The following is a 13,674-nucleotide window of genomic DNA, read 5'->3' as shown; positions in this document are numbered from 1 at the left end:
AGGCTGTGTCAGGAAGTGTACAGTTCTGTGCATGAGTGCCACCTTGCCGATCACCGAGGCCCGCGGCCAGCTCGGGTCGCTGGTGCGCCGTGCCTCGACCCGCCGCGAACGGACGACGATCACCGATCACGGCGAGGCCGCCGCGGTGATCATCTCCGCTCAGGAGCTGTCCGATATCGAAGACCAGTTGGCCGTCGCGCTGTATCAGGCCGCGAAGGCGACCGGGCAGGTGCAGACCGTCCCGCACGAGGACGTTAGGCGCCGGCTTGGCATGAGCCAGGCGTGACCTATCAGGTCGTCTGGAGCGAACGCGCTCTGGACCAGGCCGCGGGATACCTCGACGAGGACCCCGACGGGCTCGAGGAACTCATGTCCGCGATCGACACGCTCGCGGACGAACCGCGGCCCGATTGGTCCGTCGAGTTCGGCTCGCCCGGAATCCGGCGCCTCGACGTCGGCCGGTTTCGTGTCCTCTATGACATCTACGCCCAGTCTGTCGTGATCGTGGTGATTCACGCGGGCCAGCTAAGGTCGTAAGCATGCTGCCGCGCAGTGTTGACGCCGTGGTGATCGGTTCGGGCCCGAACGGGCTGGTGAGCGCGATCGCGCTGGCCGACGCCGGTTGGGACGTTCTGGTGCTGGAGGCCGCGGACACCTTCGGTGGTGCCGTCCGCTCAACCTCCGCCGACGGCTGGATCAGCGACCGGTTCAGTTCGAACTACCCGCTGGGCGTCGCGTCGCCGGTGATCCGGGCGCTCGAGCTCGAGCGGTTCGGGCTGAAGTGGGGGCACGCGCCGCTACCGCTGGCGCACCTGCTCGACGCAGACGAGGGTACGGCGGTCGCGATCCACCCCGACCCCGAGGACACCGCGAAGTCGGTCGGCGCCGACCACCCGGGCGACGGCGAGGCGTGGCTGCGGTTGTACCAGCAGTACGTCGCGCTGCGGGAACCGCTGCTGAAGTCGCTGCTCACGACGTGGCCGCCGGTGGTGCCAGGCCTCAAGCTGGCCCGCAAGCTGGGGTCGGCGGGAGAGCTGCTGCGGTTCGCGCGGTTCATGGCGATGCCGATGCATCGGATGGGGCAGGAGTTGTTCGCCGGGCCGCGCGGTGCAGCGCTGCTCGCGGGGAACGCGCTGCATGCCGACACCCCGTTGTCGGGCAGCGTCAGCGGGACAATGGGCTGGTTGCTGGCGATGCTGGCGCAGGACGTCGGTTATCCGGTCGCGGTCGGTGGATCGAGTGCGTTCTCCGGCGCTCTGGTGGCGCGGGCCGAACGGGCGGGCGTGCTGTTCGCCGCCGGTACGCCGGTCACGTCGATCGACGTTTCCGGTGGCCGGGCGACCGGCGTACGGACTGCGTCGGGGGAGCGGGTCGCGGCGCAGCGGGCCGTGATTGCGGACACCTCGGCACCCGCGCTGTACGACGTACTGCTGGCTGGGGCAGCGATCCCGGCCGGGCTCCGGCGGGACCTGGACGAGCGGTTCGAGTGGGACTATCCGACCGTCAAACTGAACCTCCGGCTCAGCGGGCCGATCCCGTGGACGGCCGCCGAGGCGCGAACGGCCGGCGTCGTCCACCTGGGTGGTACGGCCGATGAGCTGGTGCATCTGTCGGCCGATCTGGACACCGGGCGGTTGCCGTCGCAGCCGTTCCTGCTGATCGGGCAGACGACGAAGTCGGATCCGTCGCGATCGCCGGAAGGTACTGAGGCGGTGTGGGCGTATGCGCATCTGCCGCGCGGGATCGCCGACGACGAGGTGGCCGGGAAGCTGGCCGGGCGGATGGAGCGCGCGATCGAACGGTTCGCGCCTGGCTTAGGTTCGCTGATCATCGATCGCGAGGTGCAGCGGCCGAGTGCGCTCGAGGCGGGCAACGCCGCCCTGGGCTTCGGTGCGCTCGGCGGCGGAACCATGCAACTCCAGCAGCAGTTGATCTTCCGGCCGACGATCGGGCTCGGCAGCCCGCGCACCTTCGTCACCGGCCTGTACCTGGGTTCGTCGGCGATCCACCCTGGCGGCGGCGTCCACGGTGCCTGCGGTCACCTCGCCGCCCGGACAGCGTTGCGCGATGCGTCCCTGCTCGGTCCGGTCACCCGGTCGATCCCGGCCGCCGCCCTGCGCCGACTGCAGAAGTGAAGCTGCCCGAGCCGACCTGCCGAACCCGTTTCGCCGTCGCGCGGGTCGCCCGACTCGCGACAGTCGGCGCGGACGGCGTACCGCACCTGGTTCCGGTCACCTTTGCAGTCGCCGGCGACGAGGTCTTCATCGCCGTCGACCACAAACCCAAAGCCTCGGTGAACCTCCGGCGCCTGCAGAACATCGCCGCCAATCCTGCGGTGACGCTGCTGGTCGACGAGTACGACGACGCCGACTGGACGCAGCTCTGGTGGGTCCGCGCCGACGGGACCGCCGAGGTGCTGGAGGTCCCGGCGCCCGAGGTGTTGGTGGCGAAGTATCCGCAGTACGTCGCCGATCCGCCGCAGGGACCGGTGATCGTCGTGCGGGTAAATCGTTGGAGCGGCTGGGCGTTCGCCTGAATGATGGCCCGATGACCGGATTCAGATCGGCTCGGGAGCTCAGCGCGGCGTTCTACGCGGACGTGATTCGGCCGATGGTCGACGTACCGCATGCGGCCGGGCTGCTTGGCTGGGGATCAGATGTCCTCGGATATGACACCGAGCGGTCGATGGACCACGGCTGGGGACCGCGGCTGCAGGTGTTCGTGGACGAGCCCGCCATCGTGCGGGGCGTGATTGAGAGAGCGCTACCCGACTCGTACGACGGCCATCCGGTCCGGTTCGGGTGGGACACGCAGGAGCCGATCCACCACATCACCGTGACGACGGTCAGCGACTGGCTCGTCGGTCTGCTCGGATTCGATGCCTCGGCCGGAATCAACGACGCTGACTGGTTGATCACGCCACAGCAGTTGCTGCTCGGCGTCGTCGCCGGTCCCGTGTACGCCGACGACGGGCGCCTGGCGCGGATCCGCTCCACGGTGGAGTGGTATCCGGACGAGATCTGGCGGTGGTCGATGGCCTGCCAGTGGTCGCGAATCGGTCAGGAGGAGCCGTTCGTCCAGCGCACCAACGAGGTTGGGGACGAACTGGGGTCGCGGGTGCTCGCGGCTCGGCTGGTCCGGGACCTCATGCGGCTGGCGTTGCTGCAGTCCCGCGTCTACGCGCCGTACTCGAAATGGCTCGGTACGGCGTTCGCCCGGCTCGGTCACGCGGACGGTCTCGATCGCGCGCTGGCCGACGTACTTGCTGCTGACAACTATCCGGATCGCGAGCGTGCGTTGACGACGGCGTACCGGTTGCTGGGGGAGCGGCACAACGCGCTGGCGATCACGCCGGCTGTCGATCCCTCGGCGCGGGCGTTCCACGACCGGCCGGCGTTGGTGCTCGGTGCCGAGCGGTTCGCGGCGGCCTGTCTGGCGACGGTCGCCGATGCCAGGCTGCGGGGATTGCCGTTGGTCGGGACGGTGGATCAGTTCGCCGATAACACCGACCTGCTGAGCAACCCGTCGGCGTACCGTCGGCTGATCGGTGCCTACCGTGGGGTGGCAGACTGAGGACCGTCGAGTGAGCGCTGGAGGGTGGGATGACGGGCACGGAGGAGTTGCTGCGAGAGCTGACGCCGCAGGTGCTTGGGTTCCTGACGCGGCGTTACGGGCAGTTCGATCTGTGCGAGGACGCGGTTCAGGAGGCGTTGCTCGCGGCGGCGACGCAGTGGCCGACGGACGGCGTACCGGAGAATCCGCGGGGCTGGCTGATCACGGTCGCGACGCGGCGGCTGACCGACCAGTTCCGCAGTGAGAGCGCGCGGCGTCGGCGTGAGGACTCCGTGGCAGCGATGGCTGGGACGGAGGAGTTGGTTGCTCCCGGTGCTGACAGGCTTGATTCTCCTGAAGAGGATGACACGCTCACGCTGCTCCTGCTCTGCTGTCATCCGGCGGTCACGCCGGCCTCGCAGGTCGCGCTCACGTTGCGTGCGGTCGGCGGTCTGACGACGGCCGAGATCGCCCGGGCCTTCATGGTGCCTGAGGCAACGATGGCGCCGCGGATCAGCCGGGCCAAGAAGAGTATCAAGGCGGCCGGGAGCACCTTCGAACTGCCGCCGGCCGACGAGCTCGCGGAGCGGGTGCGCGTCGTACGCCAGGTGCTCTACCTGATCTTCAACGAGGGCTACACGGCGAGCTCCGGTGAGTCCCTGCAGCGGGTCGAGCTGACCGCCGAAGCGATTCGGCTGACCCGGATGCTGCGTGCCGCGCTGCCCGACGACGGCGAGGTCGCCGGTCTGCTCGCGCTGATGCTGCTGACCGACTCCCGCCGGGCCGCGCGCAGCACGGCCGACGGTTCGCTGATCCCGATCGACGAGCAGGATCGCGCTCTCTGGGACCGCGCCCAGATCGAGGAAGGCGCCACCCTCATTCTCGAGACGATGGCGCGCGGGGGAGTCGGGCCGTACCAGGTGCAGGCCGCGATCGCCGCCATTCACGCCGAGGCGCCCAGCGCCGACGCGACCGACTGGCCGCAGATCCACGCGCTCTACCTGATCCTCGAAAAGCTCACGCCCAACCCGATGATCACGCTCAACCGAGCCATCGCGCTCTCCCAGGTCGAGGGTCCGCAGGCTGGTCTGGATCTGCTGGCCACGCTGGACGACAACAAGAGCCTGACCGAGTCGCACCGCCTGGACGCCGTCCGCGCGCATCTGCACGAACGCGCCGGGAACCTCGCTGAGGCGCACGACCTGTACGTCGCGGCAGCCCGCCGTACGACGAGCTTGCCAGAGCAGCGCTACCTCACCGCCAAGGCCGACGCCCTCACCTCCTGAGCCCCCGGGTACTACAGATTCCGCTGCATGCCGGGTGAGCGGGCGCTTCGGTGTGGCCCGGGTCACGTGACTCCGGTTGTAACTTCGGTTTACAGTTGCAGGTATGAGCCTTCTGGAGCGAGAACGGCGCCGGGACGTCATCGGGGTCGGCGTTGCCTTCCTGAACCGACTGGCGAAGTCGCGGACGATCGACCGGTTCGGGTGGCGCAAGCAGACCGAGCGGGTGGTGTTCGAGGCGACGAAGAGCGGTTTCCGGACGGCGGGAGCGCTCTCCCGGAGTTTCTCGGCCGCCTCGAAGCTGGCGAAACCGTCTCGGCTGCCGTCGGCACGCGGGACCGGGAAGTTCGACCTGACGCCGACCGAGGACCAGCAGACGGTCGTCGAGGTGGTGCGCGAGTTCGCGGCCGAGGTGCTGCGCCCGGCCGCTGCCGTCGCGGATACCGACTGCGCGACCCAGCCCAAGGTGTTGACCGCCTCATCCGAGCTCGGGCTGAGCCTGATCGAGGTGCCGGAGGAGCTCGGCGGCATCGTCACCGAGCGATCGGCGATGACCGGCGTACTCGTCGCGGAAGCGCTCTCCCACGGAGACATGGGCCAGGCGGTCGCGTGCCTCGCCCCGGCCGCGGTCAGTACGGCGATCTCCTTGTGGGGCGACGAGACCCAGCAGGCGACGTACCTCCCGGCCTTCACCGGCGACTCGGCGCCGGCCGCCGCGCTCGCGATCCTGGAGCCGCGTCCGCTCTTCGACCCGTTCGACCTGCAGACCCGGGTGACCGGCGGCAAGCTGACCGGTGTGAAGTCGCTGGTCCCGCGTGGCGCCGACGCCGAACTGTTCGTCATCGCGGCGCAGGTCGAGGACCGCGGTCCCGCGCTGTTCCTGGTCGAGTCCGGGCACCCCGGCGTTACGATCGAGGCCGAGCCCTCGATGGGCCTCCGCGCGGCCTCACTCAGTCGCCTGATCCTGAACGACGTACCGGCTGTGCAGCTCGGCACCTTCGAGGACTACACCGAGTGCGTCCGGCTCTCGCGACTCGGCTGGTGCGCGCTCTCCCTCGGTACGGCTCAAGCGGTGCTTGATTATGTGACGCCGTACGTGAATGAGCGCACGGCGTTCGGTGAGCCGATCAGCCACCGTCAGTCGGTCGCCTTCATGGTGGCAAACATCGCGATCGAGCTCGAAGGCATGCGTCTGGTCACGTACCGCGCCGGATCACGTGCTGAGCAAGGACTCCCGTTCGCCCGCGAGGTCGCGCTGGCCCGTCGCCTCTGCTCCGACAAGGGCATGCAGATCGGTACGGACGGCGTACAGCTGCTAGGTGGGCACGGATTCGTGAAGGAACATCCGGTCGAACGCTGGTACCGCGACCTGCGGGCCATCGGCATCATGGAAGGCGCGGTGCTGGTCTGATGATCAACCTCGAAACGCCCCGCAAGTTCCGGGCCTTCGTCAACCAGGCGCACCAGGTCGCCGCCGAGATGCTCCGGCCGAACTCCCGCCGCTACGACCTCGCCGAGCACGAGTACCCGGTCGAGCTCGACATGCTCGCCGCTATGGTCGACGGCTTAGGGGCCTCGGGCAACGGATCCGGCGCCGGCGCGTCCGGCGTCCGCCGTACCGAAGGCAGTGAAGACTCCGGCGTGAAGAACGGCTCGAACCTGTCCTCAGTGCTCTCCATCATGGAGATGTGCTGGGGCGACGTCGGCCTGCTGCTGTCGATGCCGCGCCAGGGCCTCGGCAACTCGGCAATCGCATCGGTCGCCTCCGACGAACAACTCCGCCGCTTCGACGGCGTCTGGGCCGCGATGGCCATCACCGAACCCGAATGCGGCTCCGACTCCGCCAGCATCCGCACCACCGCCCGCCGCGACGGCGACGACTACATCATCGACGGCGAAAAGATCTTCGTCACCGCCGGCGGCCGCTGCGACGCCGTCGTCGTCTGGGCCACCCTCGACAAGTCCGCCGGCCGCGCCGCGATCAAGTCCTTCGTGGTCCCCAAGGACACCCCCGGCGTCACCGTTGAGCGCCTCGAGCACAAGCTCGGCATCCGCGCCTCCGACACCGCCACCATCCGCTTCGACAACTGCCGGGTCCCCGCCGCCAACCTCCTCGGCTCACCCGACATCGACCCCGGCAAAGGCTTCGCCGGCGTCATGCAAACCTTCGACAACACCCGCCCCCTCGTCGCCGCCATGGCCGTAGGCGTAGCCCGAGCCTCCCTAGAACTGACCCGCGACCTCCTCGCCGAAGCCGGCGTCGAGATCGACTACGACCGCCCCACCCACCGCCAACCAGCCGCCGCGGCCACCTACCTCCAGCTCGAAGCCGACTGGGAAGCCGCCCACCTCCTCACCCTCCAAGCCGCCTGGATGGCCGACAACGCCCGCCCCAACTCCCTCCAAGCCTCCATGGCCAAAGCCAAAGCCGGCCGCACCGCCAACGAAGTAACCCTCCGCTGCGTAGAACTAGCCGGCACCCTCGGCTACTCCGAGTCCCACCTCCTCGAAAAGTGGTCCCGAGACTCCAAGATCCTCGACATCTTCGAAGGCACCCAGCAAATCCAGCAGCTCATCGTGGCCCGCAGGCTCCTCGGGAAGACGTCCGCCGAGCTGAAATAGCCGCAGGGATTTGCACCAAGCTGCAACGAACATCCGTCAGTTTTCGGGATATGGTGTGGCTCAGGTGCGCCGGGAAGTCTGGTCGGCAATCGTTTTGTCGTGTCCCGAACCCGGAGGAATAGCCCCATGGTGCTCAAGCGATCTCTTGTCTCCGTCACCCTTGTCGCCGCTCTGGTGACCACGGCGGCCGCCTGTAACGGCGACGCTGGCAAGGCCACCACCCCGCCGAGCACCACCACGACATCGCAGACGCCGACACCGAGCGACACTCCGTCGTCCGCTGCGTCGGCCACGCCGTCAGTGGTCACGCCGCCGGCCGCGAAGCCGCGGACCAAGGCAGAGCTGACGAAAGCGCTGCTGGCTCTCTCGGACCTCCCGGCTGGTCTCTCGGTCGACGACAGCTCCGAAGAGGACGGCTCCAAGCTCTCCTCGAAGGACGCGGGCTGCAAAGATCTCGTGACGCTGTTCAACGCGCATCCGTCGCCAGGCGCGAAGGCCTTCGCCGAGCGCAGTTTCACCGGTGGCCAGAGCGGGCCGTTCTTCGACGAGACGCTGGATGCCATGGGCTCGCCTGCGGCCGTGACCGCGCTACTGAGCCGGACCCGTACGGCGATCAAGTCCTGCAAGCAGGCGAAGCTGACCATCCCCGGTGTCGGAAGCTCGACGATGGCGGTCAGTGAGATCGCCGCGCCGAAGGTCGGCACGAGTCCGGTCGGTGCCCGGTTCACTGCCGACGGTGGAGCGTTGGACGGTCTGGAGGCTGTCTTCCTCTTCACTGGGCTGGACGATGTGGCGCTTGCGATGAGCTTCGACAGCGCGGACGGCATCGAGGAAGCTCTCGGCGCAGCGGCCGCCAAGGCGAAGAAGGTACTCGGTACGGCGAAGTCCGGCACCTGATGACGTCCGAATGCGCCCGCATGGTCTGAGGGGCGCGATGAGCTCCCGCCGGCCTTGAGTCACGTCGAGAGGAGCAGCGGCATCGTGAGGGCGTAGGTGGCAAGCAGGGCTAGCGCTTCGACTCGGGTGAGGGTGAGTCCTCGGCGGAGCAGTGCCCAGGCGAGGCCCGCGGTGAGGGTCATCGTGATGCTGAGGGCAACAGCTGCTCTGCCAGGCGCGGATGAGCCTGATGCGAAGCCGACGATGACCTGAGGGACGCCGAGGTCGGAGGCGATTGCCGAGGCGTTGGTGACCATGAGTTGCGCGCCGGCCAGTACGCCGGCCAGGCCGAGGACCGCTCGGATCGGCTCGAACCAGTTCGGCAGCCTGGACGGAGTGACGGGAAGGTCGACGGTCGCCATGTTCTGGCTGAACGCCATGGCGTCCTTGGACACGCGCTCGTTGGTGCGGTCCGGACGAGCCCAGCGGAGGAGAAGGTCTCCAGATCCACGGTGTCGCCCACTTCTACCCGTCGTAGAACCGCGGCGACGAGGCGTCACGATCGGTCGGTCAATCTCGTGGCATGCCGGGATCGTCGGCTGACTCGACCGCGGCGGCCAGATCGATCAACCGCTGGGCGACCGTCGCACACCGGGACTCGACCTGTGCTCGGCCCGGACCGACGTACCGGAGGAGCGCCGATGCGCTGGCGGCCCTGGCCCAGACCTCGACCAGGCACCCGCCGGGCCGGGGCTGCAGCTTGATCGTCAGTCGGACCCAGCCGCCGAGGCTGCTGCGCTGCCGGAGTCCGAGTTCCTCGTCGCCCCGCCAACTGTCCGAGATCGCGACGACCAACTGGGGAATGTACGTATGCCGGCCGCGCGCGTCGCGACCGTCGTCGCGCTCGACGACGCTGCCCGCGGCGGGCCAGTTCGGCGGAACGCGGACCTTGGCCGGAACCGCAATCATCCACTCGGTGAACAACGCTGGATCGCTGATCACCGCGGTGACGGCTTGAGTGCTCACCGCGCCGAACCGCCATGCCATCACCACAGGGCGATCCGAGTGCGGGCCGCGAACACCTTCACGCTGATCATGGTTTGGTCGATGATCCCACAGCCGCCGAACAGACCGCAGATCACGTCGTGGCGCCCTTCGAGATGTGGTGGTGGCGCGCGGGTCGCGACGGGTTCCCGGTCGCGGGCACCGGACGCGGATCGGCGACGCATAATCCCGCTTATGCGCCGGATTGGCCGTTGCTCCCGCTTCCTTCGTCCGCTCTCGCGAGGTCAGCTTCGGATCAGCTGATGGAGTTCGCGTGGATCGGCTGGGCTGAGATAGCGAAAGTGTGGCTGCGCAAGTTGTCGCCGGCCCAGATCGACCAGAGGATCAGCGAGCTGATGGTGGTGCTGCCAGAGCACCTGGGACTGGAGCCTCAGTTGGGCTTTCGACGTACTCAGCTGCGAGCCGGGTCGACATAGACAGTTCGGAGGCGTCGTACCCGGATCGTTCGAATGACGATGGCACGTCCAGGTTGCAGGTTGTTGCAATTGCTTTTCGGCCTTGGCCGGTAGACCAGTGGTGGTCGACGTGTGAGTGTTGTGGTCTCTGCTCGGCTTCAGCAGCGAGGCTTTGAGTGGGTCTTCTTTTTTGCTGGGGGTTTGGCATGTCTGTGGGGCGTTCACGCCTGCGCGCTGCCGGTGCGGCGGCGGGTACGGCATTGATGTTGTTGTGCACAGGGTTGGTGATGGCACCGGCGCAAGCGGCGGTGTCTGCAGTACAGACCGCGCAGTTCACGGGGGCTCGGCCGTCGGCGACGCGGGTGCCGTTCTCGATCTCGGACAAGGTGTCCGCGTCGGTCGATGTCGCGACCGGGAACCTGCTGGTGACGACGTCGGATCTGAGTTTGCCGGGGATCCAGAACGATCTGCAGCTAGGACTGGTGTTCAACAGCCTGCGGCTGGCCTCGGGTGCGGCGTTGCCATCCGGTTCGGCCGGTGCCGGGTGGGCGATGAGGGTCGGTCAGGACACGAAGCTGATCGCGAACAGCGACAACTCGGTGCTCTACCTGGCTCCCGAGGGCCGTGAGGGACTGTTCCAGCCGGCGACGTCGACGACCTATACGCCACCCGCGGGTTTCAAGGTCGCGATGGTCAAGACCAGCTCGGGCTGGACGATCACCGACCACTCGAGCAACACGGTCTCAACGTTCAACTCGTCGGGGACTTTGCTGTCGGTCAAGGACCGCAACGGTCAGACCGCGACGTTCAGCTACACCTCGGGGAAGCTGTCGCAGGTTGTCTCGACGCGGGGTGGTGCCGGTGCGAAGACCGCGAACTTCACGTGGTCGGGCAATGTGGTCACGATCGCGCAGGCCGGTGACGACGGCACGCCGCGCGATGTCGCCTACACCTACACCAACGGCAAGCTGACCAAGATCTCGGATCCGACCGACAAGCCCACCTCGTTCGGGTACGACGCCACGACCGGTGATCTGGTCACGATCACCAACGGCGAGGGCAAGCAGACCGCGATCCAGTACGACTCCTCGCACCGCGTCAAGAAGGTCACCCAAGACAACCCGGCCGGCGGCGCGGCGACCCGGTTCACCTACTACTCCAGCGGCGAAACCTACGTCGCGGACCCGAACAACACCGCCTCCAACCCTGCCGACGGTCCACAGACCTACTACACCCTCAATGCCCAAGAGTTGGTGACAAAGGTCGTCGACCCGATGAACCGGGTCCGGTCGAAGACCTACACACCGTTCAACGACACCGCGACCTCGACCAACGGCACCGGTGGTGTCACCACATTCGGGCACAACCCATCCGTCAACGGTGGTGAGTCCCTCACCGATGTCACCGCGGCCACTGGCGCGAAGGCGACCGCGGCCTACGCGAACACCGGTGCGTCGAAGTACCTGCCGTCGGGTGGTAAGGACACGCAGGGCAACGACTCGTTGTTCACCTACGACGGCGCCGGTAACCAGCTCACGTCCGCCAACTCATCGGCCAGCTCCACCTCAACGGTGACCTACAACCCTGACGGAACCCTGGACACCTCCACCGATCCCCGCAACAACGTCACCAGCTACGGGCGCAACGCCGATCACCAGATCACCGGCATCACGCCACCGACCGGTTCGTCGCTGGCAGCGATCGTGGTCGACTACGACGGATTCGGACGTCTGCACTCGGTGCGTGACGGGCGTGGGCTGCGCACGATCTACGCCTACGACCGCGCCGACCGGATCAAGACCATCCAGTACTCCGACACCACCCCCGACGTCGCGTTCACCTACGACCGCGCCGGTAACGTCACCACCCGCACCGACGCCTCCGGCACCACCGCCTGGACCTACGACGCGCAGAACCGCGTCACCTCCCGTACGTCGTCCTCCGGCGGCGGAACGCTGAGCTACGGCTACGACAAGGCCGGAAACCTCACATCGAAGACCGACGCCCGCGGCACCACCAGCTACACCTACGACAAAGCCAACCAGGTGGTCGAGATGGCCACCCCGAACGGGCAGAAGACCGCGTTCGGCTACGACGACAACGGCAAGCGCACCGACACCTGGTTCAACACCAACACCGCACACACCACCTTCGCCGCACACACCAAAACGACGTACGACAAGTCCGGCCGGATCTCGCGCACCTGGACCTCACGAGCCGCCAACGACGCGACCAAGGTCTACGACACCGGGTTCTGCTACTCCCCGTACGTCGCCGGCCAAGCCTGCCCGTCGGCGTCGGCCTCCACGGACACCGGCCTGATCAAGTACTCGACCAACAACCTCACCGCCGCCCGGTCCGACTACACCTACGACACTTCCAACCGGCTCACGGCGGTCTCGAACTACAACGGCCACTCCTACGCGTACACCTACGACAAAGCCGGCAACCGCCTCACCGCCAAGGTCGACGGCACCACTACCCAAACCCTCACCTACAACTCCGCCAACCAAATCAGCTCGACCGGCTACGCCTTCGACGCCGCCGGCAACCGCACCACCGACCCGAACCAGGGCACCCTTATCTACAACGCCGCCGGCCAAACCACCGCTCGCACCAAGGGAGGCGTCACCACCACCTACACCTGGGGCGGCGGAGATCAGAACGAACTCGTCTCGACGACGACCGGCACCGCGAGCACGTCGTACGTCTACGGGCGCAGCGACCGCAACGGCGTCCCCATGATCGAGTCGTTCACCAAGAACGGCCAGACCAGCTACGTCGACACCGACCCCACTGGATCGCCAATCGCGCTGACGACTGGCAGCGGTATCGACTATTACACCCTCGATAACCAAGGCAGCCCCGTCGGCCTCACCAACTCCGCCGGCACCGTCACCGCCACCTACACCTACGACCCCTCCGGCCAGCAAACCGCCGCCACCGGAACCTCCGCAGCCACCAACCCCCTGCGCTACACCCAAGGCCTCCTCGACGAACAAACCGGCTGGCTCAAACACGGCGTGCGCTACCACGACACCACCACCGCCAACTGGACAGCTCAAGATCAGCTCAGTCAACTCTTGGCACCCAATGCGCCGAGTCGCTATGCGTACGCGGACTCGAATCCCGGCAACCGACTCGATCCATCTGGAAAGGGATGTGGAGACGACCTGCTGACGTACGGCGCTATTGGCTCGTTTGTCACAGGAACAGTTGAAGGTGCGGAGGTCGCTTCGGCGGCTTTGGTCGGTGAAGTTGCGCTTGGTCCGGCAGGTCTCATCGTTGGAGGCGCATTTCTTGTCGGCGCAGGGGTAATAGCACTGACATGTTGACGGAGCGAAGTAAGAGCTGGCACGCCTTCAGCATCGCGATTGCGCTCGTTTTCCTGGTCGCCATGCTGGTCGGTGCTGTGTTCGCAGCGACTTCCGGGAGGTGGATTTTGCTCGGGGTGTTCGCAGCAGCGTCGATCTTCCAAGTCATTTTGATCGTCTACGTCGTGAGGGGGCGAGGGCAAGCACGCTGAGAGCGTCCTGTCGCTCGGCACCTGTGCCCACCTAGGTCAACCCCGATGGGCACAGGTGTGCGGGTAGAGTGACCTTCAGTTGGATTCAACTTCGGCCAGTGCGGTCGGTGACAGAGGCCGACTCGTCGGCGTTGAAGGTCTCCTTGGTGGACTTGTCTCGATGCCATAGAAGAAGTTCGCGCTGCGGACGTCGCCGACCAGGCGCAGGTCGAGCAACTTGGCCAGGGTTGCAGGAAGTCCCCTCGTGGTTCCGGGCGTACATCGTTGATGCGTTCGCGCTCAAAGATCTCCAGGTTGGCCAGCGCGACCGCGGCGGAGGCGGGGCTGACCACCGAAGACCACCGAAGACCACCGA

Annotated in this window: 13 protein-coding genes; 10 read left to right on the top strand and 3 right to left on the bottom strand. The window is 67.1% G+C overall.

What is annotated here, in order from left to right:
* The first annotated feature begins 31 nt into the window (after window positions 1–31).
* The 9 genes from ABZS29_RS36290 (at window position 32) to ABZS29_RS36250 (ending at window position 8,354) form a co-directional block, all read left to right on the top strand.
* The gene (locus tag ABZS29_RS36290) at window positions 32–286 is read left to right on the top strand and encodes a type II toxin-antitoxin system Phd/YefM family antitoxin (protein WP_355469210.1); all 255 of its coding nucleotides are present in this window, start codon (window positions 32–34) and stop codon (window positions 284–286) included.
* Window positions 283–537: a type II toxin-antitoxin system RelE/ParE family toxin gene (locus ABZS29_RS36285; protein WP_355469208.1), complete on the top strand. Its 255-nt coding sequence runs from the start codon at window positions 283–285 to the stop codon at window positions 535–537. Before ABZS29_RS36290 ends, ABZS29_RS36285 begins: the two co-directional genes overlap by 4 nt.
* Window positions 538–539: 2 nt before the next feature.
* Window positions 540–2,135, top strand: a complete 1,596-nt coding sequence (locus tag ABZS29_RS36280) for an NAD(P)/FAD-dependent oxidoreductase (protein ID WP_355469206.1) — start codon at window positions 540–542, stop codon at window positions 2,133–2,135.
* Entirely contained in the window at window positions 2,132–2,536 is a 405-nt protein-coding gene (locus tag ABZS29_RS36275; protein ID WP_355469205.1) for a TIGR03668 family PPOX class F420-dependent oxidoreductase, read from the top strand. The genes ABZS29_RS36280 and ABZS29_RS36275 overlap by 4 nt, the downstream gene beginning before the upstream one ends.
* Window positions 2,537–2,547: 11 nt before the next feature.
* Window positions 2,548–3,573, top strand: a complete 1,026-nt coding sequence (locus ABZS29_RS36270) for a DUF4037 domain-containing protein (protein ID WP_355469203.1) — start codon at window positions 2,548–2,550, stop codon at window positions 3,571–3,573.
* Window positions 3,574–3,602: 29 nt separating this feature from the next.
* The gene (locus tag ABZS29_RS36265) at window positions 3,603–4,838 is read left to right on the top strand and encodes a sigma-70 family RNA polymerase sigma factor (RefSeq protein WP_355469201.1); all 1,236 of its coding nucleotides are present in this window, start codon (window positions 3,603–3,605) and stop codon (window positions 4,836–4,838) included.
* A 103-nt stretch (window positions 4,839–4,941) separates the two neighbouring features.
* A complete protein-coding gene (locus tag ABZS29_RS36260) occupies window positions 4,942–6,246 on the top strand; it encodes an acyl-CoA dehydrogenase family protein (protein WP_355469199.1) in 1,305 nt (434 codons plus the stop codon).
* Window positions 6,246–7,457 carry an acyl-CoA dehydrogenase family protein gene (locus ABZS29_RS36255; protein WP_355469197.1) on the top strand — a complete coding sequence of 404 codons (1,212 nt, stop codon included), beginning with the start codon at window positions 6,246–6,248 and terminating at the stop codon, window positions 7,455–7,457. Before ABZS29_RS36260 ends, ABZS29_RS36255 begins: the two co-directional genes overlap by 1 nt.
* A gap of 126 nt (window positions 7,458–7,583) precedes the next feature.
* The gene (locus ABZS29_RS36250; RefSeq protein ID WP_355469196.1) at window positions 7,584–8,354 is read left to right on the top strand and encodes a hypothetical protein; all 771 of its coding nucleotides are present in this window, start codon (window positions 7,584–7,586) and stop codon (window positions 8,352–8,354) included.
* 59 nt (window positions 8,355–8,413) lie between these two features.
* Here the strand turns inward: ABZS29_RS36250 and ABZS29_RS36245 are convergent, their stop codons facing one another.
* The 3 genes from ABZS29_RS36245 to ABZS29_RS36235 form a co-directional block, all read right to left on the bottom strand.
* Window positions 8,414–8,788, bottom strand: coding sequence for a hypothetical protein (locus ABZS29_RS36245; RefSeq protein ID WP_355469194.1), 375 nt, complete (start codon window positions 8,786–8,788; stop codon window positions 8,414–8,416).
* Window positions 8,789–8,903: 115 nt separating this feature from the next.
* The gene (locus tag ABZS29_RS36240; RefSeq protein WP_355469192.1) at window positions 8,904–9,359 is read right to left on the bottom strand and encodes a hypothetical protein; all 456 of its coding nucleotides are present in this window, start codon (window positions 9,357–9,359) and stop codon (window positions 8,904–8,906) included.
* Between the two features lie 20 nt (window positions 9,360–9,379).
* Window positions 9,380–9,562, bottom strand: a complete 183-nt coding sequence (locus ABZS29_RS36235; protein ID WP_355469190.1) for a hypothetical protein — start codon at window positions 9,560–9,562, stop codon at window positions 9,380–9,382.
* A 518-nt stretch (window positions 9,563–10,080) separates the two neighbouring features.
* Here ABZS29_RS36235 and ABZS29_RS36230 point away from each other — a divergent pair.
* The gene (locus tag ABZS29_RS36230; protein ID WP_355469188.1) at window positions 10,081–13,128 is read left to right on the top strand and encodes an RHS repeat-associated core domain-containing protein; all 3,048 of its coding nucleotides are present in this window, start codon (window positions 10,081–10,083) and stop codon (window positions 13,126–13,128) included.
* The last annotated feature ends 546 nt before the right edge of the window (window positions 13,129–13,674 follow it).

The sequence above is a fragment of the Kribbella sp. NPDC005582 genome (assembly GCF_040605415.1).
In the GTDB taxonomy this organism is placed as follows: domain Bacteria; phylum Actinomycetota; class Actinomycetes; order Propionibacteriales; family Kribbellaceae; genus Kribbella.
The sequence above is the reverse complement of the archived record's forward strand: the minus strand, read 5'-3'. Positions and strand labels throughout refer to the sequence as shown.

Coding starts and splice junctions, on each gene's coding strand:
- ABZS29_RS36255 (WP_355469197.1), top strand. CDS start 6,246: ATGATCAACCTCGAAACGCCCCGCAAGTTCCGGGCCTTCGTCAACCAG.
- ABZS29_RS36235 (WP_355469190.1), bottom strand. CDS start 9,562: ATGCGTCGCCGATCCGCGTCCGGTGCCCGCGACCGGGAACCCGTCGCG.
- ABZS29_RS36270 (WP_355469203.1), top strand. CDS start 2,548: ATGACCGGATTCAGATCGGCTCGGGAGCTCAGCGCGGCGTTCTACGCG.
- ABZS29_RS36265 (WP_355469201.1), top strand. CDS start 3,603: ATGACGGGCACGGAGGAGTTGCTGCGAGAGCTGACGCCGCAGGTGCTT.
- ABZS29_RS36280 (WP_355469206.1), top strand. CDS start 540: ATGCTGCCGCGCAGTGTTGACGCCGTGGTGATCGGTTCGGGCCCGAAC.
- ABZS29_RS36260 (WP_355469199.1), top strand. CDS start 4,942: ATGAGCCTTCTGGAGCGAGAACGGCGCCGGGACGTCATCGGGGTCGGC.
- ABZS29_RS36230 (WP_355469188.1), top strand. CDS start 10,081: ATGGCACCGGCGCAAGCGGCGGTGTCTGCAGTACAGACCGCGCAGTTC.
- ABZS29_RS36290 (WP_355469210.1), top strand. CDS start 32: ATGAGTGCCACCTTGCCGATCACCGAGGCCCGCGGCCAGCTCGGGTCG.
- ABZS29_RS36250 (WP_355469196.1), top strand. CDS start 7,584: ATGGTGCTCAAGCGATCTCTTGTCTCCGTCACCCTTGTCGCCGCTCTG.